This window comes from Comamonas sp. Y33R10-2 (assembly GCF_019355935.1).
GTDB lineage: Bacteria > Pseudomonadota > Gammaproteobacteria > Burkholderiales > Burkholderiaceae_C > Comamonas.
Genome location: NZ_CP079925.1, coordinates 3,674,008 through 3,700,044, shown reverse-complemented (window position 1 = coordinate 3,700,044; position 26,037 = coordinate 3,674,008). Strand labels below are relative to the sequence as shown.

General features: G+C 56.9%; 22 protein-coding genes and 2 tRNA genes. 13 read left to right on the top strand and 11 right to left on the bottom strand.

The annotated features are described in order from the left end of the window. Positions 1 to 3 precede the first annotated feature (3 nt). The 5 genes from KUF54_RS16725 to xdhC form a co-directional block, all read right to left on the bottom strand. Complete coding sequence (locus KUF54_RS16725) at positions 4 to 936, bottom strand: LysR family transcriptional regulator (RefSeq protein WP_219343917.1); 933 nt, start codon at positions 934 to 936, stop codon at positions 4 to 6. Between the two features lie 174 nt (positions 937 to 1,110). After that, positions 1,111 to 3,321, bottom strand: a complete 2,211-nt coding sequence (locus KUF54_RS16720; protein WP_255576183.1) for a diguanylate cyclase domain-containing protein — start codon at positions 3,319 to 3,321, stop codon at positions 1,111 to 1,113. Positions 3,322 to 3,454: 133 nt separating this feature from the next. Next, complete coding sequence (locus tag KUF54_RS16715; protein ID WP_219343915.1) at positions 3,455 to 4,117, bottom strand: Crp/Fnr family transcriptional regulator; 663 nt, start codon at positions 4,115 to 4,117, stop codon at positions 3,455 to 3,457. A 171-nt stretch (positions 4,118 to 4,288) separates the two neighbouring features. Beyond that, positions 4,289 to 5,566 (bottom strand): urate hydroxylase PuuD, encoded by a 1,278-nt coding sequence (locus KUF54_RS16710; RefSeq protein ID WP_219343913.1) that lies wholly within the window; start codon positions 5,564 to 5,566, stop codon positions 4,289 to 4,291. 280 nt (positions 5,567 to 5,846) lie between these two features. Further along, positions 5,847 to 6,668, bottom strand: coding sequence for a xanthine dehydrogenase accessory protein XdhC (xdhC, locus tag KUF54_RS16705; RefSeq protein ID WP_219343911.1), 822 nt, complete (start codon positions 6,666 to 6,668; stop codon positions 5,847 to 5,849). Between the two features lie 239 nt (positions 6,669 to 6,907). On the opposite strand from xdhC, the gene KUF54_RS16700 reads away from it, so the two are divergent. The 4 genes from KUF54_RS16700 to KUF54_RS16685 all read left to right on the top strand — a co-directional run bounded on the left by KUF54_RS16700 (position 6,908) and on the right by KUF54_RS16685 (position 9,905). Further along, a complete protein-coding gene (locus tag KUF54_RS16700; RefSeq protein ID WP_219343909.1) occupies positions 6,908 to 7,387 on the top strand; it encodes a hypothetical protein in 480 nt (159 codons plus the stop codon). Positions 7,388 to 7,523: 136 nt separating this feature from the next. Continuing rightward, positions 7,524 to 7,600: transfer RNA gene (locus KUF54_RS16695), tRNA-Pro, on the top strand. 76 nt (positions 7,601 to 7,676) lie between these two features. Next, positions 7,677 to 8,738 carry an XdhC family protein gene (locus KUF54_RS16690; protein ID WP_219343907.1) on the top strand — a complete coding sequence of 354 codons (1,062 nt, stop codon included), beginning with the start codon at positions 7,677 to 7,679 and terminating at the stop codon, positions 8,736 to 8,738. A gap of 126 nt (positions 8,739 to 8,864) precedes the next feature. Further along, on the top strand, positions 8,865 to 9,905 hold the full coding sequence (locus KUF54_RS16685; protein ID WP_219343905.1) for a DNA/RNA non-specific endonuclease: 1,041 nt from the start codon (positions 8,865 to 8,867) through the stop codon (positions 9,903 to 9,905). A gap of 188 nt (positions 9,906 to 10,093) precedes the next feature. Here the strand turns inward: KUF54_RS16685 and KUF54_RS16680 are convergent, their stop codons facing one another. Continuing rightward, the gene (locus KUF54_RS16680; protein ID WP_219343904.1) at positions 10,094 to 12,298 is read right to left on the bottom strand and encodes a hypothetical protein; all 2,205 of its coding nucleotides are present in this window, start codon (positions 12,296 to 12,298) and stop codon (positions 10,094 to 10,096) included. Positions 12,299 to 12,542: 244 nt separating this feature from the next. Between KUF54_RS16680 and KUF54_RS16675 the strand changes: the two genes are divergently transcribed. From KUF54_RS16675 to fahA, 3 genes are all read left to right on the top strand, one after another. Beyond that, complete coding sequence (locus KUF54_RS16675) at positions 12,543 to 13,277, top strand: GntR family transcriptional regulator (RefSeq protein ID WP_219343903.1); 735 nt, start codon at positions 12,543 to 12,545, stop codon at positions 13,275 to 13,277. Further along, on the top strand, positions 13,274 to 14,077 hold the full coding sequence (locus KUF54_RS16670) for a 3-hydroxybutyrate dehydrogenase (protein ID WP_219343901.1): 804 nt from the start codon (positions 13,274 to 13,276) through the stop codon (positions 14,075 to 14,077). Before KUF54_RS16675 ends, KUF54_RS16670 begins: the two co-directional genes overlap by 4 nt. An 86-nt stretch (positions 14,078 to 14,163) precedes the next feature. Next, a complete protein-coding gene (gene fahA, locus KUF54_RS16665; protein ID WP_219343899.1) occupies positions 14,164 to 15,477 on the top strand; it encodes a fumarylacetoacetase in 1,314 nt (437 codons plus the stop codon). Positions 15,478 to 15,589: 112 nt separating this feature from the next. Here the strand turns inward: fahA and KUF54_RS16660 are convergent. Beyond that, positions 15,590 to 15,666: transfer RNA gene (locus KUF54_RS16660), tRNA-Arg, on the bottom strand. A gap of 246 nt (positions 15,667 to 15,912) precedes the next feature. Here KUF54_RS16660 and KUF54_RS16655 point away from each other — a divergent pair. Together KUF54_RS16655 and KUF54_RS16650 are read left to right on the top strand one after the other, a co-directional pair. Continuing rightward, the gene (locus KUF54_RS16655) at positions 15,913 to 17,034 is read left to right on the top strand and encodes an SPOR domain-containing protein (RefSeq protein ID WP_255576182.1); all 1,122 of its coding nucleotides are present in this window, start codon (positions 15,913 to 15,915) and stop codon (positions 17,032 to 17,034) included. A gap of 162 nt (positions 17,035 to 17,196) precedes the next feature. Beyond that, positions 17,197 to 17,568 (top strand): I78 family peptidase inhibitor, encoded by a 372-nt coding sequence (locus KUF54_RS16650; RefSeq protein WP_219343898.1) that lies wholly within the window; start codon positions 17,197 to 17,199, stop codon positions 17,566 to 17,568. Between the two features lie 143 nt (positions 17,569 to 17,711). Here the strand turns inward: KUF54_RS16650 and hemW are convergent, their stop codons facing one another. From hemW to KUF54_RS16630, 4 genes are all read right to left on the bottom strand, one after another. Continuing rightward, positions 17,712 to 18,944: a radical SAM family heme chaperone HemW gene (gene hemW, locus KUF54_RS16645; protein ID WP_219343897.1), complete on the bottom strand. Its 1,233-nt coding sequence runs from the start codon at positions 18,942 to 18,944 to the stop codon at positions 17,712 to 17,714. A 183-nt stretch (positions 18,945 to 19,127) separates the two neighbouring features. Continuing rightward, positions 19,128 to 19,727, bottom strand: a complete 600-nt coding sequence (rdgB, locus tag KUF54_RS16640) for an RdgB/HAM1 family non-canonical purine NTP pyrophosphatase (protein WP_219343895.1) — start codon at positions 19,725 to 19,727, stop codon at positions 19,128 to 19,130. Positions 19,728 to 19,828: 101 nt separating this feature from the next. After that, positions 19,829 to 20,737 carry a PP2C family serine/threonine-protein phosphatase gene (locus KUF54_RS16635; protein WP_219343893.1) on the bottom strand — a complete coding sequence of 303 codons (909 nt, stop codon included), beginning with the start codon at positions 20,735 to 20,737 and terminating at the stop codon, positions 19,829 to 19,831. Next, positions 20,734 to 21,768 carry a serine/threonine-protein kinase gene (locus KUF54_RS16630; protein ID WP_219343891.1) on the bottom strand — a complete coding sequence of 345 codons (1,035 nt, stop codon included), beginning with the start codon at positions 21,766 to 21,768 and terminating at the stop codon, positions 20,734 to 20,736. Before KUF54_RS16630 ends, KUF54_RS16635 begins: the two co-directional genes overlap by 4 nt. Before the next feature lie 89 nt (positions 21,769 to 21,857). On the opposite strand from KUF54_RS16630, the gene KUF54_RS16625 reads away from it, so the two are divergent. The 4 genes from KUF54_RS16625 (at position 21,858) to KUF54_RS16610 (ending at position 26,024) form a co-directional block, all read left to right on the top strand. Then, a complete protein-coding gene (locus KUF54_RS16625; RefSeq protein ID WP_304518287.1) occupies positions 21,858 to 22,751 on the top strand; it encodes a YicC/YloC family endoribonuclease in 894 nt (297 codons plus the stop codon). Positions 22,752 to 22,812: 61 nt separating this feature from the next. Then, positions 22,813 to 23,442 carry a guanylate kinase gene (gmk, locus tag KUF54_RS16620; RefSeq protein WP_219343888.1) on the top strand — a complete coding sequence of 210 codons (630 nt, stop codon included), beginning with the start codon at positions 22,813 to 22,815 and terminating at the stop codon, positions 23,440 to 23,442. 18 nt (positions 23,443 to 23,460) lie between these two features. Then, on the top strand, positions 23,461 to 23,664 hold the full coding sequence (rpoZ, locus tag KUF54_RS16615; protein WP_219343886.1) for a DNA-directed RNA polymerase subunit omega: 204 nt from the start codon (positions 23,461 to 23,463) through the stop codon (positions 23,662 to 23,664). Between the two features lie 104 nt (positions 23,665 to 23,768). Continuing rightward, on the top strand, positions 23,769 to 26,024 hold the full coding sequence (locus KUF54_RS16610; protein ID WP_219343884.1) for a bifunctional (p)ppGpp synthetase/guanosine-3',5'-bis(diphosphate) 3'-pyrophosphohydrolase: 2,256 nt from the start codon (positions 23,769 to 23,771) through the stop codon (positions 26,022 to 26,024). Positions 26,025 to 26,037 lie beyond the last annotated feature (13 nt).

Below are 26,037 nucleotides of genomic sequence, written 5' to 3'. Positions count from 1 at the left end.
AAGCTATTGATTTCGAAGCGTTAGCGCCACGCTTTTCACAACATCGCGCAGCCAGCGCGTGGCGGCACCCGCATGCGAACGGGCATGCCAGAGCTGGTAATACACCAGTGGCGGAAACTCCACAGGGCAAGGCAAGATGGCCAAAGGCAGGCGTTGTGTAAAGCGCTCGCAGAATAAACGGCCCGATGTCATCACAAGCAAACTTGATGCCACCATGTCCGGTATCAGGCTGAAATGCCCGCAGCGTGCAACCACTTGGCGGCTCAAGCCCATGCCTGCCAATTGCTCATCAATCACACCCAAAGCACCGGGATACGCAGGGGTGGGGGCAATATGCTCTGCCTGCAGCCACTGCGGCACATCCCAGCCGCGGCGCACTGCCGGGTGCTTGGGGCTGACGAGGCAGACCACCTCGTCCTCAAAAAGCTTGGCCATGTGCAAGCCTTCAGGCGGCTGGGGCCAGTTGCCAATCACCACATCCATCTCACCATTGGCCAATTGGCCTTCGTAGTGCGCTTCTGCCGTCAACGGCAACAAATCCACCGGGCAATTGGGAGCCTGCGCTTTCAGGGTGGCCATCAGCCGAGGCAGAAACTGCGGATCTAAATAGTCACTGGCGGCAATGCGAAACGTGCGAGTTGCAGTGCGGGGATCAAAAGGACGCGCATCGCTAAACAGACCTTCAGCCGCACGCAAAATATCTGCAGAGGGCTGAAGCATGGCCAGCCCCACATCGGTAGGTTGCATCTGCGCGCCCGAGCGCACCAGCAAAGGATCGCCCGCCAACTCACGCAAGCGGCGCAATGATGCAGACACCGCCGGCTGGTGCATGCCCAAACGCAGCGCAGCCCGTGAGACACTGCGCTCAGTCAGCACCGTGTGCAGCACCCGAATCAGGTGCAGGTCTATCTTGTCAAACAAGGTCTGGTCGCGCATGAGTCTCGGGCCTCTAAAACTTAAGCACTTACCTAAGCACTTACTCAAGTCCGGCCGCCCTATTCCTGTGTTTTCAAAAAGCAGTATCAGAGCGTAACTCAGCCAGTCATGCGGTTTCGTCAAATGAGAGACGCCAGGGTTGCGCGCTAGACACACAGTGCTCATACAAAGCACTCACACGGCAGCAGCCATTACCTCGACGCGATTTCGCCCCTTGCGCTTGGCAACATAGCAAGCCATATCGACAGACTTGAAGGCCGACTCTCCCGTGTGATAACTCGCGTCTAGTAGCAGCATGCCAATGCTGGCACTTAAGGTGTAGCGCTGGCCTTGATAGTTTCCGTCCCAATCCTGAATCGCCATGCACAGCAGCTGTGCTTGGCGCATACCTTCTTCGCGACCCACACCGGCCATGAGAATGCCAAACTCATCGCCTCCCACACGGGCGACCCAGCCATGCGGGCGCACAGTGGCTTCAATGAGCCGGGCAATATGGCCCAGTACTTCATCCCCCACCTCTCGCCCGCCTTGGCGGTTGACCTGAGAGAAATGGTCAATATCCACGTAGAGCACGACGCCATGCATCGCCGGATCTGCCGATGTAAGGCTAGCCGCCTTCGCTGCACTCAGCACACTAGAGGCATCAGAGCCGCCATGATCGCCAGTCGAGTGATATTCACCCAGCCACTCTTGCAGGTGCAAGACAAAAGCTTCACGGTTGGGCAGCCGCGTTAACGGGTCGTGCATGGCTTTCCAACGGGACTGCTCTCGCAATTGGCGCTGCGCGCTGGCATCTTCGAGCTCCCAGACGAGGTAGGGCTCATCTGACTCCTGAACTGCCGGCCCTCTATCCGTGTTCATGCTCATACGTCGCATGCTTTGCCCGTGGATTCGAACCCATATCGGGCTCAAGTCCTTACGCATCAAGCAGACTTCGCTATTAAATTTTCCATAAGTCTCTAACTCTCGGTGAACGCGCTGCGTCAAGCTGATGAAATCCGCATCTGTAGCGCACAGGTCGCGTATTGGCAGGTCCAGCATTTCTCTGGGCTGATAGCCCAAAACTCTGGCCGCCTGCAGGCCCACCCGCTGCACCTTCAGGCCATGCGTGACGATCGAGCCCACAGGCGCATAGTCCATTAGCGTTTGCAGTTGCAGCTCCAGCTGACGCTCGCGCTCGCCATGCACCTCATAGCCGCCGCCCAATGCCTGCAATGCGGTGCGCAAAGTCTGCGCTTCGCCCCAATCATGTGCAGACAGGGCCTGCCACCAGTGGGCTCCGCGAACGGATGAATCTACTTCCAGCATCAAGCCGCGATGCCCTGCCCACTCAACCGTGCGGTACAAGGCCGTCAGCGGATAAGCAATCAAGCACAACACCGCGCCGAGCACTAGCGCCGCCACCAGCAATGCCGCAGCAAGCCAGCCCATTTTGGTAAACGAAATACCGGGTGCCCAGTCCTGCACATCGCTGACTTTAAGCAGCGTCCATTGCGCCCAAGGCAAGGGCATGGCACTGATAATTTTGTTATTGCGCTGCTCGCTGACAGCGCCAGCCTGCGCGGTATTGATCCAAGCTGGCTCAAGCTCTTTGCTCAGTGCTGCAACATTTGCAGCCGCAGGTATTTGCCACTCCGCCTTGACGCTGATCGCCAAAGGCTTGAACTCACGATCGACCAGCAGTAGTTGACTGCCGGTATTGCTGGAATCGCTCTCCAGTGAAAAAAGCATAGCCAGCGGCACGGTGTAACTGCCGCCCAGCACCCCCACGAGTTTGCTTTGCGCGTTGCGCAGCGGCACCACGTTATAAAACTCCAGCTTTAAACCCGCATCACTTGGGCGCACCCACGCCTGAGTCATCGGTTTACCCGCAGCCATTGCCCGCTTAAGTACATCACGCTGCGACTCATCGAGCTGGTGCAGTGGCTTGGCTTGCTGCTTGTGCAGATTCAGCAGCAACTGCCCCTTGGCATTGGCCAGTTGAACTTGTTCAAACTGCTGCCCCCAAAACGCCTGCTGCCTGAGCATGACCTCCATCGCTTCCGGAGAATCCTGCATATGCTCTGACAACAGAGCGGCCAGGCTTTGCAAAGGCTTTTGCTGCTGCTCAACCCGAAACACCAAGGAGCGCGCCGAATACTCCAACGCTTTGGTATGCGCAGGCAGCACGCCATCCAGCACCACTTGGCGCATGGAGTAGGCCATCCATGCCGCTGTGCCCGCGCCCACTAACAGCACCGCAATCATGGCAAGCAACACCATGCTGCGCAGCATGGGGCCGGGTTTTTTGCTCAACATGCCCACATGCGCACCCAAAGCGGCCTCCTCAGGCTGCGTCTGAGCCCATGAGGATCCTGCTTGCATGAATGGAACAGTGTCTGACATGGCTTCAATATAGAGAGCCCATGCACTCAGCCTCACGAGAGGAAACCCCGGAGGCTGTCGTCCCGCACTCCTTCAACGACCTCCTATGAGGCGCAAAACCAAGCGCTATATGGCCTACAGCGTGCCCCGGGACTTACCCCAGCGCCAGCATTTTCAGCGCTCCCGGCTGGGGCAACTCAATGACGTTGCCACGTCCAGCGATCAATCCGTGCTCACGCAACTGCCTGAGCACGCGGGAGAAAGTTTCTGGGGCAATCCCTAGCTGCGCCGCAATCAGGCGCTTACGGGCGTTGAGCGTGACGCGCAGACTTGCGCCCTCAGCATGGGGATTGGTATGCGGGGTTGGATCAACTGTTGCATGGCTCAGCAACCACTGGGCGCAGCGGGCTTCAGCCCCCTGAGCTAGCCGGCTCACAGCCATCTCGGTCTGCATGCAATAGGACTTGGCCAAATCCTTGAGCAACTCTTGGGCCGCCTCAGGCAGGTTGGCTACCGATGCCTCAAAGCGAGTCAGAGGAATCACATAAAGGCGCCCTGCCGTCTGAGCCTGCATATCAATACAGGACGCTCGCCCTTGCAGGGCAAAAGCTGCATCCAGCCAAGTCGGGCCATCCACCCGCCAAAGCTGGTGGCGCATGGATAAATCCTGCTCCACGCCCAGCATGACGCTGCCGCTTTCTAAATAAAGCAGCGAATCTATGGGTTGGCGACGCTGCCTGAGCCAGGCACCGGGAGCAAAACTCTCGGGCTGCCCAAAGGTGGTGGCCACTTGCGACATGGATGGCATGGTGAACATATGCCTGAACTTTGCCGATTTTTGCTCTGCTGCGCATTGAGCCAAGTCAACAATCGAAGCAGGTCATCAAGGCAATAGACGTCACCTTTGCGTAGCAGCGGTGAAAAATTTCACTTCCATGAAAAAAGCCGCAGTCGAAACTGCGGCCTTGAGTTCTTTAAAAACAGGCGCTCAGTTCACCGCAGCGCCAGACTCATACCAAGTCTTAATCAGCTTGCGCTCCTCGCCAGACAAGGCATCTGGGTTACCAAAAGGCATTTTTCGCAGCTGAATCACCTGCTGATAAATCTGCTGAGCGTGCGACTTCACTGCTTCGGGCGAATCCATACGAATCCCCTTTTGCTGAATAGCTGCGCCATGGCACAGCACGCAATGCTGCTGAAAGACTGCATTGACCTTGGCAAAGTCATTGCCCCCTACTGGGACGGACGCGACGGGCGCGGCGGCTGTCACAGGCTGATCTGCAGCAGGCGCAGCTATAGAAGTGGTAGCAATAGAAGCCTTGATAGATGAAGCAACAGGAGGCTTTAGCCAAACAAACACAGCCATCAGGGCAATAACACCCACTACGGCGTAAGGCAAGGGGTGGCTGTTGCGACCCAGCTTGTAGCCATGGCGCATCACAAAGAATTGACGAATCGCGGCACCGGCAAACATCATCAAAATCAGCACAGCCCAGTTCATCTTGTGGCTGTACAACCAGCCATAGTGGTTCGACAACATGGCAAACAGCACGGGCAAGGTGAAGTAGGTGTTGTGCACGCTGCGCTGCTTGGCGCGCTGGCCGTGGCGTGGATCGACGGGATCACCCGCCTTTAAAGCGGCAACCACCTTGCGCTGGCCGGGAATGATCCAGAAGAACACATTCGCGCTCATTGAGGTAGCCAGCATGGCCCCCATCAGCAAGAAAGCCGCTTGACCAGGGAAAATGTGGCAAGCCAAGTAAGCGCTAATGCAGACGAGGACGAATACCAGAGCCCCCACCGTAGCATCGCCGTTCTTTTTTTGACCGAAGCAGCGGCAGATCAAGTCATACAGCAGCCAAAAGACCACTAAGAAGGCCAACGCCGAAGCAATCGCGGCAGCCGAACTCATCGCATTGGGATCACCCGGGGTTACGAGGTAGATGTTGGCATTCCACAGGTAAGAAACCGTCAGCAGCGCAAAACCAGACAACCATGTGCTGTAGCTTTCCCAATAAAACCAGTGCAGGTGATCTGGCATCTTGGGGGGCGATACGTTGAACTTGACGGGGTGGTAAAAACCGCCGCCGTGCACCGCCCATAGCTCACCGCTCACGCCTTGCTTCTTTAGATCTTCATCCAAGGGCGGCGTCAAGCTGCTGTCTAAGAACACGAAATAAAAGGAAGAGCCGACCCATGCAATGGCGGTAATGACGTGCAGCCACCTGAGAAGCAGGCCGGCCCAGTCGAGAATGTAGCTTTCCATAGCTCTACCCTTGGCAGCGAAGGGCTGCCGTGCAAGCTGCTCACCACTGCGGGCGCTCTGAGCAGAAGAAAAGGCCGCGCACCAAAAGCAAACGCTTCAAGGCACCGCTGCGACCATTCTGTCAGCACAAAGTGTATACAATTTTTTGCTATCTGACTGGAATCCAAGGCCAGCCAGTTATTTTCTTTACGCCAAAGCCAAGGGCAGACTTAACGACTGGCGTGGAGTAAAGCCACAAGGATTGCGTCGCTTATGGTGCTGCAGCGTCAACCCATGCAAACTACCTGCGCTGCAAAAGCTGAGCGGCCACCGCCACCGCAATTACCTCGGGCTCTTTGCCTGCAATGCCCGGCACGCCAATTGGGCAAGTGATGTGGGCCAACTCCTCATCGCTGAAACCACGGCTGCGCAGACGGCTACTGAAGCTCGCCCATTTAGTCTTGCTTCCAATCAGGCCCACAAAAGGCAGATCACCCCGTTCACGCTGGCGCAGCAAGCATTGCGCCACCACCTCCAGATCTTCTGCATGGCTAAAGCTCATGATCAGTACCTGAGATTGCGCAGGCAGTTGCGCCACTGCGGCCTGCACTGGGTCGGAATGCTCACATTGCACGCCAATTTGCTCTTGCTGCGGAAAGACCGCATCGCGGCTATCGACCCAAATAACCTTGTACGGCAGGCTGCGCAATATGCGAACCAAGGCATGACCTACATGGCCTGCGCCAAACAAGGCCACGCTCTGCGATGGCTCGATCAGCAAAGCGCGCACTCGCTGCATATCAACAGCATCAAACCCTTCGTAATGCAGCTCTAATGCACCACCGCAGCATTGCCCCAGACTGGGCCCCAAGGCATAGCGCTGTACATGCTCACGGGTTACTAAAGGCTCGGCTTTCCATTGCAGCAATAACTGCCGAGCCTGTGCAATGGCCTGCCACTCCAAATGCCCGCCGCCAATCGTGCCCATGACATCGTCGGCAAACACGGCCATCCAAGCACCGTCTTCGCGCGGCACAGAGCCGCGAGCGGCTTGCACCCGCACCCAGCACAGCGGCTGCTGCACTAAACAGGTCAAAATTTTCTGCTGGGTTTCACTCCACATGGCGACAGGCTTTTAGCTTCAAGAGTTAACGATATGCCTGTATTTTGAAGTGAAGTTCGCTTAAGAAAAGTCGTGCCGCTGTATGAGCAGCCTAACCTGACGCTTATGAACGCATCGCTTGCTAAGTAGACCCATATTCACAAGCAGATTGACGACTGGTTGCAGTTTTTTCACTCCGGCCTGCCCGGTATCGCCGCAGCAGCGTTGACCCTGCATCATTTACGGCTACGCTTAGCGACATGCCTGATACCCCTGAACACACCCGCAGCACTCCACCTCAGCGTCCCCTGAAATGGCTGCGCGCGGCACTCATGACCGCCGCAGCAGCCGTGCTGACGGCTTGCCAGATTGCTCCGCAAAGCCCCTCCATTGGGAAAACGCCTGCTGACAAGGCCAGCCCCAGCTACCGCAAGCAAGTGGCGCTGCATCTGTATGAGCGCAACTCCAACCGCATCTACAAAGGCATGCTGCCCCCCATGCTGTATGCGATTGGCGTGCTACAAGTTCAAATCGACGGACAGGGCCGTGTGAAAAACCTCAATTGGATGCGCAAACCCAGCCATGCCCCGGAGGTAGTGGCCGAGATTGAACGCTCCGTGCGAGCCGCAGCCCCCTTCCCCACTTCAGGGCAATCTGTGACCTACACCGATACTTGGCTGTGGGACAAATCAGGTCGCTTTCAGCTCGACACACTGACCGAAGGGCAACGCGGTGAGTGAGCGCCTGAAGTAAGCGCATTGAGTAAGCGCCTTGATCGTGCAAAGTCTTCTCTATCGCGGCCACGAGCATCAACTTTTCAAGAAAAGTCGCTCACTCAAAAATGAGTACTCAAAACTGCGCTAGAATTGAGGCTTACGGAGCGTAGCGCAGCCTGGTAGCGCATCTGCTTTGGGAGCAGAGGGTCGCGAGTTCGAATCCCGCCGCTCCGACCAAACGACAAGGGGCTAGATTGAAAAATCTAGCCCCTTTTGTCCGTCTGAACACTCGATATCTAAGAAGGGATAGCGAATGGACAACATCGACGTTTTGGTTCTCAAAGCCCTGCGCGACTGGCGAAGCGATGGGCAACGCGCCTTGCTGGCAACCGTGGTGCGCACCTGGGGCTCATCACCTCGCCCTGTAGGCTCCATGATGGCTTTGCGTGAAGACGGCCGCGCCATTGGCTCAGTATCTGGTGGCTGCATTGAAGACGACCTAATTGCTCGCCACACGCAGTCGCTCAACAAACACAAAGGCATTCCTGAAGGTCCACCGCAATTGGTGCGCTATGGCGTCAGCGCTGATGAAGCCCACCGCTTTGGCCTGCCTTGCGGCGGCACACTTGAATTGCTACTGGAGTTCAACCCCGACGCAGCCAGCCTGCAAGAGCTAGTCACCCAGCTTGAAGCCGGCTCTCTGGTCAAGCGCATCGTGAACTGCGCAACTGGCGGCGTTCAATTGCAAACGGCAAAGCAGCCCCATGCACTAGAGTTTGACGGCCTCACCCTCACCAACCATCTCGGCCCCGGCTACCGCATGCTGTTGATTGGTGCGGGCGCACTGGCCGAGTATCTGGCCACCATGGCGCTGTTCAATGGCTTCACCGTCACCGTCTGCGACCCACGCGATGAATACATGGGCAGCTGGTCTGTGCCGCAAGTCAGCAAGGTGATGGACATGCCAGATGACGCCGTCACCGCCTTCAAGCCCGATGCGCGCAGCTGCATCGTGGCCCTGACCCACGACCCAAAGTTAGATGATTTAGCCCTGCTCGAAGCCATGCGCAGCGCCGCCTTCTACGTGGGAGCCATCGGCTCACGCCGCAACAACCAAGCGCGGCGCGAGCGGATGATGGAGCACTTTGGCGAGACGCAAGCAACGCTGGCAAGACTGCGCGGCCCTATTGGCCTGTACATCGGCAGCAAGACCCCGGCCGAGATTGCAGTGAGTGTGATGGCCGAAATTTTGGCCGTTAAAAATGCCGTGGCGCTGCCTCAAGCCATGTCGGTAGAAGCGGCCAAGCACGAGCATGAGATCGCCATGAATGCGGCCAGCACACATTGCGCAACGCCTTCAATTTTGCGCACTTAAAGCACCGGCTAGGCACGCTGAAAATCCGTCAAAAAATATTGATTACATTCGGCGCAACATAAAGTGCAGCCTAAGGGCTGCACTATGCTTTTTAGAGCACGCATTCGGCGTACTATTGCCGCCTGAATGACGTCCGCCAAGAAAAAGAAATCGCCAGCGCGCAAGCGCGGCATTGCCTCCAAGATTGCAGCCTTTGGCCTCTTTCGCATCAAGCGCTTTGTGCTGTCTGCTGGGGCTTCGGCACTTGCTAGCTTTCAAATTGTCAGCTGCAGCTTCGACCCTGCCTCATCGGCTGAAAAGCTGCTCAATCAGGCGCTAGCAACGCTGCATATTCCTTCGCTGAATCTTCCCTCTGTGGATATTGCATCGCTGCAAATCCCGGCACTGAGCTCCATCAGCGATACCCTCAGCGCCTTTCGCAAAAATGGCTGGCCTAACTTCGATGGCGATGGCACAGCGAATAGCCCCCCAGGCAAGGTAGCTAGGACGGACGCCAGCACTTCTGGCGGCTCCACGAGCTTTGCCAATTGCTCGCAGTTTTTCCCCGGCGGCAAGGCTCCGACTTTGCAACTACAGCAGCGAGAACGCGAGCTGTGCTTCAGCAGTTTTGCGGTGCTGCACAACGGCGCAACCAAAACGCCGGTGTTCGTCGCACAGCGCTTGAATCGCCGCCTGCTAGAGCAAGCTCAAGGCCTCAAACGCACCGATAAGTTTTATGCCGATGCGCGCCTGCCGTTTGCTGATCGCTCGCAGCTAGACGACTACAAACACTCCGGCTACTCACGCGGACACATGGCTCCAGCGGCAGATATGAGCACACCAGAAGCGATGGCGCAAAGCTTTAGTCTGGCGAATATGGTGCCGCAAAACCAAATTCACAATGCGGGTGCATGGAGCCAAGTGGAGCAAGCCACGCGCAAATATGCGCTGCGCGCCAAGGGCGATGTCTACGTTTTCACGGGCCCCGTATTTACCCAAAATGCAGCCGCTATTGGCCCGGGCAAGGTGGCTGTGCCGGACTACATCTTCAAGCTGGTCTATGACGCCAGCACCCGCAAGAGCTGGGTGCACTGGCAGGCCAACAGCCCAGACGCACGCATGGGCTCGCCCATCAGCTACGAAGAATTTACGCGTCGCACGGGAATGCCGCTGCTATCAGGTGCGTGACTTGGGCAGGCCTTGCTAGTTTTCAAAAACAAGAGCTGCTTGTCTTTATGAATCATTGACTTCAGGCCATTAATAGCCTGAAATCTATTAAAAATATCGGTAATAAGCTCTTTATTGCATAGCAACAGGAACAAAAAACACGCTGGCACTTGCGTATCCAGCGTGTTTCTTATGGGGCAGCAAAGTGCTTATTTCACGACTGCCTCAGCCGCAGGTGCAGCGGATACAGCGGTTTGCGCCGCTGCTGCCTTGATAGCCGAGGGCAGCACCGCATCCAACCAGCTCATACGCCAGGCCAGCAGCACAGCCACCACGACCAGCGCCAGCACACACATGGTGTTGCGCAGGCCATGCGTGTCGGCGTAGGGGTCGACATAGTTGCGCTTGGCATTGCTCGGTACCTTGGCCGTTTGCGACAGGCTGCGACCCAGTCCCAAATTAATGTTCATGCGTCCATTAATCGCCCAGCCGCTGGCGTCCAGAATCGGCCCCAAGCTGCGCTGACGCAGCTTGAGCCAGGCAATCAACATGCTTGGGCCAGAGATGGCCAAAATCAGGCCCAAAAGAGCGACCGGAATCCACGGACCCAGCTCAATGAATTTGCCAAAAATTCCGACCATCACCGCGCTCAACGAGCCCAGCGCTACGCCAATGGCAGCAACAGTGCCCACATCGGTCTTGCGCGGCGCACCTGCGGCAACAGGTGCGGGGGCCAGATCTTTAGGCGCCGTGACCAACTTGCTCGCGTTGTCGCTCAAGCTAGTGTTCACCACATCGTTCTTGGCTGCAGCGTGCTTGGCAACCTGCTCCTCAATCATGCGCAAGAACTTTTTGTACGGCGATGAGAAGGCTTGCGCAATGCTGGTCGGGTTGTCGATGAGCTTGATGATGGTGGCATCCCAATCATTGCCCGCACGGTCGTAAAACACGCCGTTGCGGCCCACGAACAGAAAGTCCACATCGCCCGCGGTGAACGCGGCCACGATGATTTTCTTTTGTCCCTCGCGCTTGCATTCGCAATACGCCAGATAGGTCTTGGCCATGGCAGCCAATGCCGAATGAGCACCCGCATCGGCCACTTCCACCGTCAAATCGCAGCTGCGGCCATCAAGGAACAATGTGCCCGCCTGAAACGCAGCGCCTTCGCGGCGGTAGAAGCTGGAAAAAGAGACAAAGTTGTTGAGCAGTGGCAGTAGATCGCGCTGTAGGCGAATCAGCTTTTCCAGAGCCATGGCTTGCAAGCTATGCTCTTTTTCAGCGTCGTCATGGTCGAGCAACTGCGTCAGCGCATCTTGCAGACCGCTGCTGAGCAAGTCGTGCACTTCGGCTTCGCTGATAGAACCCAACGGCGTGGCGGGGCACTCGGCCAGCCATTGCTGGCAATGGGCCAACATGGTTTTGAGTTGATCCCATTGCTCTTCGGTCAGCGCCGTCAAGGCATCGCCAAAGACGGGCTGCACCGCCTGCTCGCGCAGAGTTTGCAGCGCCGCAACCCATGCGGGGTTGACGCCGTGCACCAAGGGCAAGATACGCTCACCCGTTACCGCGGCCAAAGGCAAGGCAGCCAGCGATTCAGAACTATTGCTCAGCACCTGCGCACCCAAGGCGGCGTAGCCCTCTTGCGTGGGATTCAGCGGCGCTTTGGCATTGGCATCAAATTCCACCAAGCGGGTGCGGGCAAAAAAGTCATCAACTTTCGCTTGCACGGCGTTCACTGCTTCAGCCGCAGCCAGCGCCAGCGCGCGCGGCTGCAGGTGGCAACCCAGCTCAGCGGCCTTGCCAAACCAGTCTTGCAGACTTTGCACATCGGCCCAAAAGGCAGCCGCCTTGGCGCGATCAATGCCAGGCACGCCATCGTGACCATCCACCGCGCCATACAGCTCTTGAATGCGGGCAATCAAAGCTGCCAGCGCTTCGTTACCTTCAGCCGTTGCAGCACTGACCACACCATCGCCATTAAAGCGCAGCGCCTGCAGCGAAGCCAGACGCTCTTGCACCTGCGCCAGCGTAATAACTTGGGCCTGCGGCTGGCCCGCCAACTCCAGCACACGCTGGGCCTCGGCCAGCAGCGTTGCGCCTTCTGCGGTGGCGTCATTGATGCTGCTCAGTTGCAGCGCGTCGCCCCCATCGGCCAACACCTGTGGGTCGCGCACACGCGCTACGGCCCACTCGCAGGCGGCAACCAGTTCGGGCGGGCGAATACGGCCGTCCTTGCTTTCGTCAATCAAATCCAGCGTTGCGCTGTCAAATTCAATTCCGCGTGTAGGGCAAGCCAGCGCCACCCAAAGCTTTTTGTCTAACTCACCGATGTGGGCAATGTCTTGACCGGTGCGTATGACGACCTGATCCACATCACCGGCACGAAAAAACTGCCACTCATAACTCTGCTGCATGAAACCATCAACTCCCGAGCAAGACTTGCCCATGTCAAAGTGCCGTGAGCCTAATGATCACTTGCACCATCCGCTATCAAAACCGTAATTTTAAAAGTCATTTGAACCCTGTAAATGGTGACATTTGTGAACTGTTGATGCATTCAGCGACCGACTAAGAAGTAGCCCATTTTTTGCATTCGCGAAGTTAAAGTATTTATTCAGATACTTTATTTGCTACACTGATTTCGCTAAAAATCTGCCCATGACACCCGCGCCCAACGTCTCTCAGTCCCGCGACAAGCTGCATTTACAGCTAGCCAGGCTGTTTCGCAACAAAATTACGACCGGCGAATGGCCGGTAGGGCAAAGCATTCCCACGGTGCAAGAGCTTGAAGCCCTGCACAACGTCTCACGCACCACCGTGCGCATGGCAGTGCATGCGCTGGTTGATGAGGGCCTGCTTGAAACCCGCAAGCGCGGCGGCACCAAAGTGATGGGCCAGCCCTACAAGCCCCCCTCTTTTTTGCTACCTACCAGTTGGCAAGAGCTGGTGGCTTTTGGCGAGCAGATTCAGCAAACCACGTTGCACAATGCGAACGATTGCGTGCCGCCCATTCCTGCCGGCTTCCCCCTGCCCGGTGAGCTGGCTTCTGCCTATGTGCACTTTTTGCGCGTACACAGCTATGGCGATGCGCGGTTTTGCCTGTCTGAGCTGTATCTGGAGCAAGAGCTTTACCCCAAGCTGCAAGAGCAGCTGGAGCGCGCCACGCTGGCGCAGGCGCTGGGCAATGACTCCGGCCAAATCGCCACGGCCCGCCAATACCTGAGCGTGGCCCCTGCCGATGAATTAATTGCCGAGCACTTGGGCGTGCCGCTGGGCACACCGCTAATGCAGGCACTGCGCTGGGCCTGCAACCCGCAGGGGCTGATCGTTTACTGGGCCAAGGTGCGCTTTATCAGCGAGTACGTGCACATGGAAATGGAATTACTCAAATGAGCGCGCCACCCACCCAACCCCATAGCGGCCGCGTGGCATGGATTACCGGCTCCACCAGCGGCATTGGCTGGGCCATTGCCAAGCAACTGGCCAGCGAAGGCGCAGCCATTGCCTTGCACGGCAGCAAGGCCGCATCTGCCAGCACCGATGCTCAACTGGCTGAACTCCACAGCATAGGTGTGCCTGCGCGCTACTACGCACTTGATCTGGCTGACGGCCAGGCCATTGCCCCGCTAGCCCGCCGCATTGCCGCCGAGCTGGGCGCGATCGACATTCTGGTCAACAACGCCGGCATGCAGCATGTGCAATCGGTGCTGCAATTTCCAGCTGAAAAGTGGAATGCCCTGATGGCCGTGAACCTGTCCGCCCCCTTTCACACCATTCAGGCCTGCGCGCCCGCCATGCTGGCACGCGGCTGGGGGCGCATCATCAATATGGCGTCTGTCAGCGGCCTGGTCGGCGTGGCCCACAAGCCCGCTTATGTGGCCAGCAAGCATGGCCTGCTGGGCCTGACCAAATCGGTGGCGCTGGAGCTAGCCACCACGCCTGTGACTTGCAACGCTATTTGCCCTGGCTGGGTGCTGACGCCTTTGGTTCAAAAGCAAATCGATAGCTTGGCGCAACGCGAAGGGTTGGATGAAGCAGCGGCCCGCGCCCAATTGTTGGGGGCAAAGCAGCCCTCCCAAGCCTTTGTGACGGCAGAGCAAGTGGCCGCACTGTGCAGCTTTCTGGCCAGCGACAACGCGGCCCAAGTGCGCGGCGCGCAGTGGAATATGGACGGGGGCTTTACCGCCGCCTAAGCCCTGTTAACTATCAAATAAATAGCTACTAGTCCTTACAAAATAAGGACTGGAGGCATATTTCATTAAATATTAGAGGAGACAACATGACTTTGAACGAAACCCACGACGCAGGCCTGCAAAGCTGGGTGACCAGCGCCAACACCGGCAAGAGCGACTTTCCCATCCAGAACCTGCCCTTTGCCGTCTTTCGCCGCAAAGCCAGCACCGAAGCCTTTCGTGGTGGCGTCGCTATTGGCGATCAGGTGCTGGACATGGCCGCAGTGCGCGACGCCAAGGCGCTAAGCAGCGATGTGCAACCCCAGATCGAAGCCGCAGCGCAAAGCCAGCTCAACACGCTGATGGGCATGACCCACGCACAGTGGTCTGCTCTGCGTCTGGCTCTGTCACGTGCTTTGCGCTCAGGCTCGGCGCAAGAAGCCGCCCTCAAAGCCTGCCTCGTGCCGCAGGCCGATGTGGAGTACGCCGTGCCCGCGCAAATCGGTGACTACACAGACTTCTACACCTCCATCTATCACGCCACCAATGTGGGCAAGCTGTTTCGCCCCACCAACCCGCTGATGGAAAACTACCAGTGGGTGCCCATTGGTTACCACGGTCGTGCGTCCAGCATCCGCATCTCCGGCGTAGATTTCAAGCGCCCCAATGGCCAGATCAAAGCCCCTGATGCGAATCCGGTGCTCAAGCCCTGCAACCGTCTGGACTATGAGCTGGAAATGGGCATCTACGCCGGCACCGCCAACCCATGGGGCGACGCCATCAGCATGGACAACGCCGAAAACCACATCTTCGGCCTGTGCCTGCTCAACGACTGGTCGGCCCGCGACATGCAGGCTTGGGAATATCAGCCGCTAGGCCCATTCCTTGCCAAGAACTTTGCCACCAGCATCTCGCCGTGGATTGTGACGCTGGAAGCGCTAGCCCCCTACCGCACAGCCTTCACTCGTCCCGAGCAAGACCCGCAGCCCCTACCCTACCTCAGCTCTGAGGCCAACTCGCAGCAAGGCGCATTGGATGTGCAGCTCACCGTCGCCATTCAGACCGAGAAAATGCGCGCCGAAGGCAAGGCTGCTGAGCAAATCACCCAGACCAGCTACCGTCACGCCTACTGGACTATGGCACAGCTGATTGCCCACCACACCGTCAACGGCTGCGACCTGCAGCCCGGCGACCTGATGGGCACAGGCACATTGTCTGGCCCCAGCATGGCTGAAGCTGGCGCGCTGCTGGAAATTACCGAAGGCGGCAAGAACCCCCTGAAACTGAGCAATGGCGAAAACCGCACCTTCTTGCTGGACGGGGACGCCGTGGTCTTTACCGGCTGGTGCGAAAAGCCCGGAGCAGCCCGCATCGGCTTTGGCGAGGTGCGCGCTACGGTGCTGCCTGCGCATAAGGCTTGATGCGCTGCACCCTCAAAATCCAGCAGCTATAAGGGTGCTCGAACTAGAGTGCATCCAAAAACGCTGAACCAATAAAAAAGGCAACGTCAAACGACGTTGCCTTTGGTATTTGTGGCGTCCCGTAGTGGATTCGAACCACTGACCTACGGTGTAGAAGACCGCTGCTCTATCCAGCTGAGCTAACGAGACACGAGTCCAAAAGTATAGCTGATCAGAGGGTCTGAACCTGAGCTCACGCCGCTTTAATGGCGCTCCTCGCATCGCATTAAGCGGTGACAGCGCAATCTAGAAGCGTTCTGTAGAGCCGTAATCACCGCCCAATTGCAGATTACTCACTTGTAACGTCATGACACAATCTCTGTCATGCCCTCCGCTTCGGACACGCCTACGCCTGCAATCACTCTTGCCGCCCAAGCACAATGAAAAGAGCCCGTGTTGAACTCCAGCCCTAGCCGGCTACCTGCGTCCATCGCCGGTGCGTTTGCCGCCGCCGCATACGCTTTGCAAAGCAATCTGCAAAATGACGAGCTGCCCGAGGAACAAGACCCCGGCCTACTGCCCCAGCTCTACGCCAGCCGCATAGGCCCACACTCACAGGTTTTTTACCTCAAGCAATTCAAACGCTTTGACGCACTGGATCGCAGCTTGCCTAGCTGGAATATGGCAGCTGCTTTTTTCACCTTGGCTTGGTGCTGCCTGCGCGGTTTGTGGCTGGAAGCTGCTCAATACGTAGCCGCCGTCGCAGCGCTTGCACTTGTTTGGTGGTTTGGCATTGGGCCCGCCCTAGCGAGCACTTTGCCGCCTGCCATGACTGCGGGGCTAGGCGCTGCGTTTTTGCTTGTCACCATGGCCGTGCCCGGTTTACTGGGCAACGGCTGGTATTGGCGCAAGGTTAGGGCGCAAACCCTGCAAGCGATTGCCGCCGCACCCAATATGGCGCAGGCCCATGCAGCGCTTAAAGCGCAAGCCTGCCCCAGTCAAAACAAAATTGCAGCCTTGCTAATGCTGGCCCTGCCCGCAGCGGCCATCGCCGGTGCGAGCCTTGCTTTGTTGCCACAGCGCACAGGATCTGGGCCGACAAAAGCACCTTTGGTGCAGGCTGAGCCTGCGGCTGCTGCTTCAGCAATAGCACTCAGCACAACCGTCACCCCTGCGCGCCCAGATGAGCCAGTTACAGGCAATAAGCCTGTAGCTGCACCTGTACCGGTACCTGCACCTGTACCCCTTCCTGAGCCCGCACCTGCGATCACTGAACCCGTTAAAGCGCAAGCAGCTTCTGTACAAGTACCAGCAAGCGATTTGATACCCGGAAAATTCTATTTGAATGTGGGCGTGTATTCCGAGCCTGTCAATGCTGAACAGGTGCTGGCCCAGTTGCAAAAATCCAAACTGCCTGCTCTTTCGCAAAAAATGACCAGCAACAAGGGGGAGGTAACCCGCCTGCGCAGCGGCCCGTTTGAAAGCCGCAAACGCGCCGAAAGAGCAGCGCGAAAGCTAAAAGCAGCCAAGATCGACGCCAGCATTTTTCAGTCTTCCGGCAAAGCTGCTGCGCCATGAGCAAGCGTGGCTTGGGATAAAAATCACTAAGAAATTACCTTCTAGTCCTTAATTTAAAAGGACATGCAGCTATTATTTTTGCAAGCTCTGCCGTTGCACCCGCTTGCATATTGAAAGCCTAGCGCCGCTTTACAGCGCCCAATGCCGCGCTATGGTGTGAGCATGAAACGTCATACCTTCACTGCGCCCACCCCCACACACTCTGCCTCTGGCTTGGCCAGCACTGCTGCCGCAAGCGTGATGGCATTGATGATGGCAGGCTGCGCCAGCAATAGCTTAGCACCTTCAGCCAGCAGCAACGGCACATCGGCTCCGCCAGTACGCCAACTGCAGGTCTGCCATGTCGAGCCGGTCAAGATGTTTATCGGGCATAACACCGTGGCATCGACGCTGGAGAATATTCGCCAAAAATCCGGCTCCTATATGGTTCGCGTGCTGCGCGAGAACCAGCCTGCCACGACTGACTTCAATCAAGAGCGACTCAACGTGATCACCAACGCAGAGGGAAAAATCACCGCCCTGCGCTGCGGTTAAGACCCGATCAACACAAGCCTTGATACGTCGCGCGATGGCTGACGTATAGAAGTACTAGCTGCGGCTTGGCGCATCGCACTAACCGTAAACCTCCGGTTAACTCGGTTGCGTTAGCCGCGCTAAGCAACTTGGCAGCTTCACATTTACAAGAACATTTCTTGCAAGTCGTTGAGGAAGTCAAATCCGCGCTCTGTAGGCACCACACGGCCCATATCGCGGCTAATCAGGCCCTTGGCTTGCGCCTCTTCCAAGCCCTTGGCGATGGATGACATGGGCAGGCCGGTGCGTTCCATGAACTCCTGCAGCGCAAAGCCGCCGCGCAGGCGTAGCGCGTTGAGCATGTACTCAAACGGCAGATCAGCGCGCTTGACTTCATTGTCCTGCGCAAGCGGCGTGCCTGCCAGCGCCATGTCCATATAGCGATTCGGATCACGAAAGCGCACCTGGCGCACGATTCGGTGCGCGAAGCTCAGTTTGCTGTGCGCGCCCGCACCAATACCCAAATAGTCGCCAAACTGCCAATAGTTGCTGTTGTGAAAGCACTGGTGGCCGGGCTTGGCATAGGCCGAGACTTCATAGCGACTCATGCCCGCCGTACCGGTGCTGGCCGTAATCAAGTCCAGCATGTCGTAAGCCGTATCGTCTTCAGGAATCACCGGCGGATACTTCGCAAAGTAAGTATTGGGCTCGATCGTCAGGTGATAAATCGACAGGTGCGGCGGCGCAAATGACAGCGCCGTATCCACGTCGCGCTGCAAATCGGCCTTGCTCTGGCCGGGCAGTGCATACATCAAGTCGATATTGAAGGTCTCGAAATTGTCAGCCGCCTCGCGCACAGCAGCCTTGGCCTGCGCCGCATCATGCACGCGCCCCACGGCCTGCAAAAAGCGGTCATCAAAGCTTTGAACACCAATCGACAAACGGTTCACACCCGCCGCGCGAAAGGCCTTGAAGCGGTCTTTCTCGAACGTGCCGGGGTTGGCCTCCATGGTGATTTCGCAGTCTGGCTCCATGCGTAGCCGTGCACGCAAACCTGCAATCAGCTTGTCAATAGACTCTGGCGAAAACAAACTGGGCGTGCCACCGCCCATGAAGACGCTGTGCACCGTGCGCCCCCAGATCAGCGGCAGCGCGCTTTCCAGGTCGGCCATCAGCGCATCGATGTAGCGATCTTCTGGCAGCGCATCGTTCTTGCTCCAGCCATGCGAGTTGAAGTCGCAGTAAGGGCACTTTTTCAGGCACCAGGGCAGGTGTACATACAGCGACAACGGCGGCAAGCTGCTCAGTTGCAGCGTACCGGGGCGCATGTAATGCTGAATATCGCGCTGGACTGCAGCTTCGGCAGTCTCAGATGATTGAGGCTGAATAGGAATCATGGGGAAATATGCTTTTCTAGCGCAAACAAAACTGACGCTGCTAAAACTAGCACGCCCCTAGCAAGAGATGCCAAACAAGGGCCGCCCCGCAGCGAGGGCATCGTCCCCCTCCCATAGCGCGCAGCGCGCCGAAAGAGGGGGAAGGCGCAAAGCGCCTAAGCAGGTGATACGGGTGATGCTGGTTTACAACCAGCATTCCTCAATCATTGCCAGCATCTTCTGCGAAGAGCGGCCACGGTGGCTATTTGCGTGCTTGGCCTCAAGCGTCATCTGGGCAAAAGTCATACCCACCTCGGGGATGAACATTACCGGATCAAAGCCAAAGCCGTTCGAGCCTTGGCGCTCAGTCGTCACCAAACCTTGCACACGGCCCACCGCAATCAAAGGCTCTGGGTCTTTGGGGTTGCGCACACCGACCAGCGTGCTGACCATGGCCGCACGGCGGTTGGCTACGCCCTGCATCTGTTCCAGCAACGCACGCACGTTGTTGTCGTCGCTTTTTTCGTAGCCGAACTGGGTGCAGTAGTACGCCGTATCCACACCGGGCAGGCCGCCAAAATGATCGATGCACATGCCGGCATCATCGGCAATGGCGGGCAGACCCGTTTTTTCAGACGCAAAGCGCGCTTTGGACAAGGCGTTTTCAACAAACGTGCCATAGGGCTCGGGCGCTTCGCCCTCAAACAGATCGCCTTGGGCAATCAGCTCTACACCCAAAGACGCAAACATGGCCTGCAACTCGACGAGCTTGCCGCGGTTGTTGGATGCCAGCACAATTTTCATGATAAAAATCCAAGCAGGTGCATACAGCACCTACACAATAAGCTATTAATTTAGTAGTGAAAACAAAGAACAGAAAAGCCCGACGCTGCGGGCTTTTACCTTCATACCTTGGTCTTTTGACGCTCTGCCGAGCGGCGTATCGCGTCGTTGATTTCAGCAATCGATCGCTCAATCGCTTCGTCATCCAGATCATCTTCGCTCTCATCGAGAGGCCCGGCGGCCTGTATCGTTGATTTGAAGTCCAGATCGTCGATCTCCAGCGTGGAGATTGAAGACGGCTCAAAATTATTAGGCGTTTCCCATACCAGTGCTAGTACGGTGACATTGTCACTACTGTCACCAGCGCGCTTGAGCGCCGAATCGACCAGCATGGGCACAAAGTGCGCCACGACCTTGCCATGCATGAGCTGGAGAATTTCCGCCGTGGACAGGCTTCCCCACAGGCCATCAGAGCACAGCATGATCTGATCGCCCTCTTCCAGTCGCTTCGTCTCACTAACATCAAAAATCGGCTTAGAAGGCGAGCCCAGGCAGGTGAACAGCACGTTGCGATTGGCCGGCGTGAGTACGCCTGAGACCTTGCGCATTTCGCTGTACGAATGGTCTCGCGTGCGCTCCACCAACTGGCCCTCTCGCACCCAGTACAGGCGCGAGTCACCGCAGTGAATCCATGTCACGCGCCCTTCTTGCAGCACCGCCGCGACCAGCGTAGTGCGCGGCGTATCCATCATTCCTTTGGCAGCGGCATATCGCAAAATCTGGCGATGAGCCAGCAGCAAAGCCTCTTCTAAAAACAGCCTCGGGTCTGCCAGCAAAGGCTTGGCCTTTTGCTGGAAATGCAGCGACACCGCCTGCAAAGCGATTTGCGCCGCAATCTCGCCATCCGGGTGTCCGCCCATGCCGTCAGCCAGCACAAACAAAGCCGCTTCTCGCGTGTAGCAGTAACCCATGCGATCTTCATTGAGCGCACGGCCTCCGCGGCGACTGAGCTGAAATACGGAAAATTTCATGGTTTGCGATTGGTGTTGTCAGCCTCCGCTGCACGCTCGGAGCCGCCTATCTTTTGCAAATTCTTCTTAGCGTCGTGGACCATATTGTCAAACTGCATACGCATGCGCTCTTGCACGCTGAGCTTGGTGTAACGGCGTTCGCCCTCACGGCTGAGCTCTTTTTGCAGGGCAAACACCGACTGCGGGCGCGAGAGCGGATCCATGGCCATGCACCACTCCACCACCTCGATCAAATTGTCCGAGTACACGCCGCGCAGCTTGTTCAAGGCCAGAGCGAGACGATCTTTATCTTGGCGCTGAGGCGCTTCATTGGGCGGAGTGCCCTGCATGCACGCATAAATGCAAGCGCCAATCGCGTAGATGTCCGTCCAGGGGCCTAGCTGCGAGTCACGCCTATACATCTCAGGTGCAGCAAAACCGGGCGTATACATGGGGCGAATGAAATTGCCTTCTTTAGACAGCACTTCACGCGCCGCGCCAAAGTCCAGCATAACTGCCCTGTCGTCAGAGGTAATAAAAATATTGGCGGGCTTGATGTCCAAGTGCAGCATCTTGTGCTGATGCACGATGCGCAGGCCGCGCAGCACCTCATCAAACAAAGAGCGAATCGTCGACTCTCTGAACACTTTATCGGCCTTCAGATCACGCGCCGTGACGATGAACTCCTGCAGGGTCGCCCCTTCAAGATAATTCATCACCATGTAAACGGTTTCGTTTTCACGGAAGAAATTAAGCACACTCACCACGGAGGCGTGCGAAATTTGGGCTAACGAGCGCCCTTCCTCAAAAAAGCTCTTGAGCCCAAGGCGATAAAGAGACAACTTCTCTGGCGCAACTACGGGCTGAAGCTCATTGGCTTCGCGGGTGGCAAGCGATGCAGGCAGGTATTCCTTGATTGCTACTTGCTGGCCCTCTGAATCCAGAGCCAAGTAAACAATGCCGAACCCCCCAGAGGAAATCCTGCGCACCACCCTATAACCGCCTATTGTGCTGCCCGGCGGTAAAGAGGCTGGCTTGGTTTTTGTAGACATTTTTTACCGGTAAACCTCAAGGATGATTCGAAACCCGGATAATCGGATAATTGCAAGCATCCATAAAAAGCCCAATGCCAGTTTACAGCATGACCGGATACGCCAGCGCACAGCACAGCGCATCCGTTGAGGGTGGTCAAGAGACCCAGTCCAACAGTCGTCTGGGCCTTGAGATCCGAGCGGTCAACAGTCGCTTTCTGGATTTATCCTTCCGCCTTCCCGACGAGCTACGCGCCCTTGAACCGGCCCTGCGTACCTTGCTCACCGCGCGTCTCAAGCGCGGCAAGGTTGAAGTGCGCGCCGCCATCGACGTATCCAGCAACCAATCCCTATCTATCCCAGCCGCAGCCCAGTTGCAGCGCTTGGTGACTTTGCAGGATTCCATACAAGCATGGCTACCCAAGGCGCGTGATTTATCCGTTGCCGATGTAGTGCGCCTTTGCAGCGGCACCAGCACAGCCTCCACAGATTGGAGTGAAGTCGCCCCCACTCTGGCAGAAAAAGCCCTCACCGATCTGCTGGCCGCCCGTGCCCGTGAAGGTGAGCGCTTGGCCACCATGCTGCTTGGCCATATCAAGCAGTTAGGTGAACTGGCTAAGTCAGCTGTTCCCCTCGTGCCTTTGCTCGTTGAGCAGCAGCGCCAGAAATTTCTGGAGCGCTGGAAAGACGCCATGGCTCTGGGTGAAGGTGCTCTCGCGCCTGAAGCCGCTCAGGATCGCGCCCTGTCTGAAGCAACGGCTTTCGCCATCCGCATCGACGTGGCCGAGGAAGTGACGCGCTTGAGCTCGCACTTAGACGAGATCGAACGTCTGCTGAAAAAAGGTGGCGAAATTGGCAAGCGCTTGGACTTCCTGATTCAGGAGCTGCACCGCGAAGCCAATACGCTGGGCTCCAAATCTGCCACGCTAGAGCTGACCCGCATCAGCGTGGACATGAAAGTACTGATCGAGCAAATGCGCGAACAAGTGCAGAACATCGAATAAGCCAGTCCAAAGCGTAACGAGCCCATACGCCGAAATTCACGACCCAAGTCACGCCCCAGCCATGCAACATCCTGGTAATCTATTTGTCGTGTCGGCCCCTAGTGGCGCCGGCAAGTCCTCTTTAGTGCGCGCGCTGCGAGAATTCGATGCGCGCGTCTATCCATCCGTCTCTCACACCACGCGTGCTCCACGCGGCCAAGAAAAGCATGGCCGCGAATACTATTTCGTTTCTGACGCTGAATTCGACGCCATGACCGCTAATAACGGCTTTGTCGAATGGGCGAATGTGCACAACCGTCGCTACGGCACGGCCAAGAAGTCACTGGAAGAACGTATTCAAGCCGGCACCGATGTGCTGCTCGAAATCGACTACCAAGGCGCACTGCAGGTCAAAAAAGCATTTCCCAATGCCATTCTGATTTTCGTTCTGCCCCCTAGCTGGGACGAGCTGCGCGCACGCTTGGAAAACCGTGGTGAAGACGCCCCCGAAGTGATTGAACTTCGTTTGACAAATGCCGAAGAGGAAATGGCGCAAGTCGCTGAATTCGACTTCGTTATAATCAACGAACTGTTTGAGAGTGCGCTCTTTGATCTGAAAGCGATCATTCATGCGCAACGCCTCAAATATGCGGCCCAGCGGCGCAATCGCGCCGAGACCTTCGAGTCGCTCAATATCCCTGAATCTAACTGACCGTTCCCGGAGTACCTGATGGCACGCATTACTGTTGAAGATAGCCTGGAGCAAATCCCTAACCGCTTCCAACTCGTTCTGGCCGCGACTTACCGCGCCCGTATGCTCAACCAAGGCCACACGCCTAAGGTTGAAACTAAGAACAAGGCTGGCGTTACCGCTCTGCGCGAAATCGCAGAAGGCAAAGTTGGCGTGGAAATGCTGAAGAAGGTTCCAGGCTAATTTATTGCATCGCAGCAATAAAAATAGACAATCAAGCACCGCTAGTCGGTGCTTTTTTGTAACTATAAAATTGCACGCTGCACTTACGGCTACATTTAAGCAATATGACAGCGGCTCAGAACTCGACGATAGCTCCGCCCACTACGGCAGCGGCCAAGCCTTTGCGCATGCCTGCTGAGCAAGCTGCGCGCGTGTCTCAAGCCGCTTTTGCTGGTTTGATGGAGCACCTCAGCTACTTAGATGCTGATAGCGCTGAGCGCGTACATCAGGCTTATCTGTACGCAGACCAAGCACATGCCGACCAATGGCGCAGCAGCGGCGATCCCTACATCACCCACCCGATTGCCGTTACAAGCATCTGCGCCAACTGGAAATTGGATGCACCGGCCTTAATGGCCGCCTTGCTCCATGACTCCATGGAAGACTGCGGCATCACCAAGCTAGATCTGAAAGATCGCTTTGGCGAAGATGTGGCCGAACTGGTGGATGGCTTGACCAAACTGGACAAACTGCAGTTCAACACCCGCGAAGAAAATCAAGCTGAGTCCTTTCGCAAGATGCTGCTGGCTATGGCCCGCGATGTGCGAGTCATCCTTATCAAGCTGGCCGACCGCACCCACAATATGCGCACGATGAGCGATATGCCGCGCAGCAAGTGGGGCCGCATTTCGTCAGAGACCATAGAGATTTACGCACCCATCGCGCATCGCTTAGGCCTGAATCAAACCTATCGCGAGCTGCAAGACCTTTCTTTCAAGCACCTGCATCCTTGGCGCTATGCCACGCTGGAAAAAGCCATTGCCCGCTCACGCACTCGCCGTCGTGATTTGGTGCAGCGCGTGCAAGATGAAGTCAACATAGCTTTTGGCGCGCAAGGCCTGCCGGTTCGATTGCTAGGTCGTGAGAGCACCTTGTACTCGCTCTACCTGCGCATGCTCAAAAACCAATTGAGCTTCGCCAAGGTCACTGACATTTACGGCTTTCGCGTCATCGTTCCCAAAATTTTGGACTGCTACACCGCCTTGGGCGTGCTGCACCAAAACTACAAACCCCTTCCGGGCCGCTTTAAAGACTACATTGCCATCGCTAAGAGCAATGGCTACCAGTCACTGCACACAACGCTGATCGGCCCTTCCAGCGTCAACATCGAGTTTCAGATCCGCACAGAAGAAATGAACATCGTGGCTGAAGCAGGTGTTGCAGCTCACTGGCTATACAAAGCACAGCAAGGAAAAGACGCTGAGCAGCTGTCAACTCAATGGCTGCAGTCGCTACTTGATATTCAGAACGAAACCCGCGACGCCAACGAGTTTTGGGATCACGTCAAAGTGGACCTCTTTCCGGATGCCGTCTACGTCTTCACGCCCAAAAGCGAGATCATGGCCATGCCGCGCGGCGCCACGGTGGTGGACTTTGCTTATGCGATTCACAGCAAGATTGGCAATCGCACCACGGCCGCTAAGATCAACGACGAAGAAGTGCCGCTGCGCACCGAGCTCAAGAGCGGCGATGTGGTGCAAATCATCACCTCTGAATCGTCAACGCCCAATCCGGCTTGGCTGAGCTTTGTGAAAACAGGCCGAGCCCGCTCCAAGATTCGCTCTTACCTTAAGAATGCAGCCCAATCCGAGGCCGGCCAGTTGGGTGAGACCTTGCTGGCTCAGGCCCTGCGCGCCGAAGGCATCAACAGCGTGCCACCGCAAGATGAGAGCAATCAAGGCGTATGGGACGAAATCTTGCGCATTACCGGCAACCGCACGCCAGCCGAGCTGATGGTCGAAATTGGCATGGGACGACGCATTGCCTCGCTGATCGCTGCGCGCATGACCGCCTTCATGACCAAGCAGGGTGTGCGCCCCGATGCCCTGCTGATTACGCAAGAGCGCTTCAACACAGATAACCGCCCTTTCCACGGCGCCCTCACCCTCAATGGTGACGAGAGCAGCTCAGTTCACTACTCACACTGCTGCCGCCCTGTGCCAGGAGATCCGATTCAGGGCTACCTCAGCGGGCAAGGCTTGTTGGTACACCACGCACACTGCAACAACGTCATCAAGCTGCGCGAAAAAGATGTGGCCCGCTTCATCTCAGTGGACTGGGCTGAAGACATCACCCGCGCCTTTGAAGCCGGCATTGTCGTCACCGTGCAAAACAACAAGGGCGTTTTGGCTCGCGTTGCCTCAGAGCTGGCAAATGCCGAAGCCGATATTGTTCGCGTTGAAATGACCGATGAAGCGGCTATGGGCACCACGGATCTGCGCTTTGTCATCTCGATACAAAACAATGTGCAGCTCGAAAATGCGCTGCGCAACTTGCGCCGCCTACACTCAGTGATTCGCGCCAGCCGCATCATTGCTTAAAATTGATAGCAAA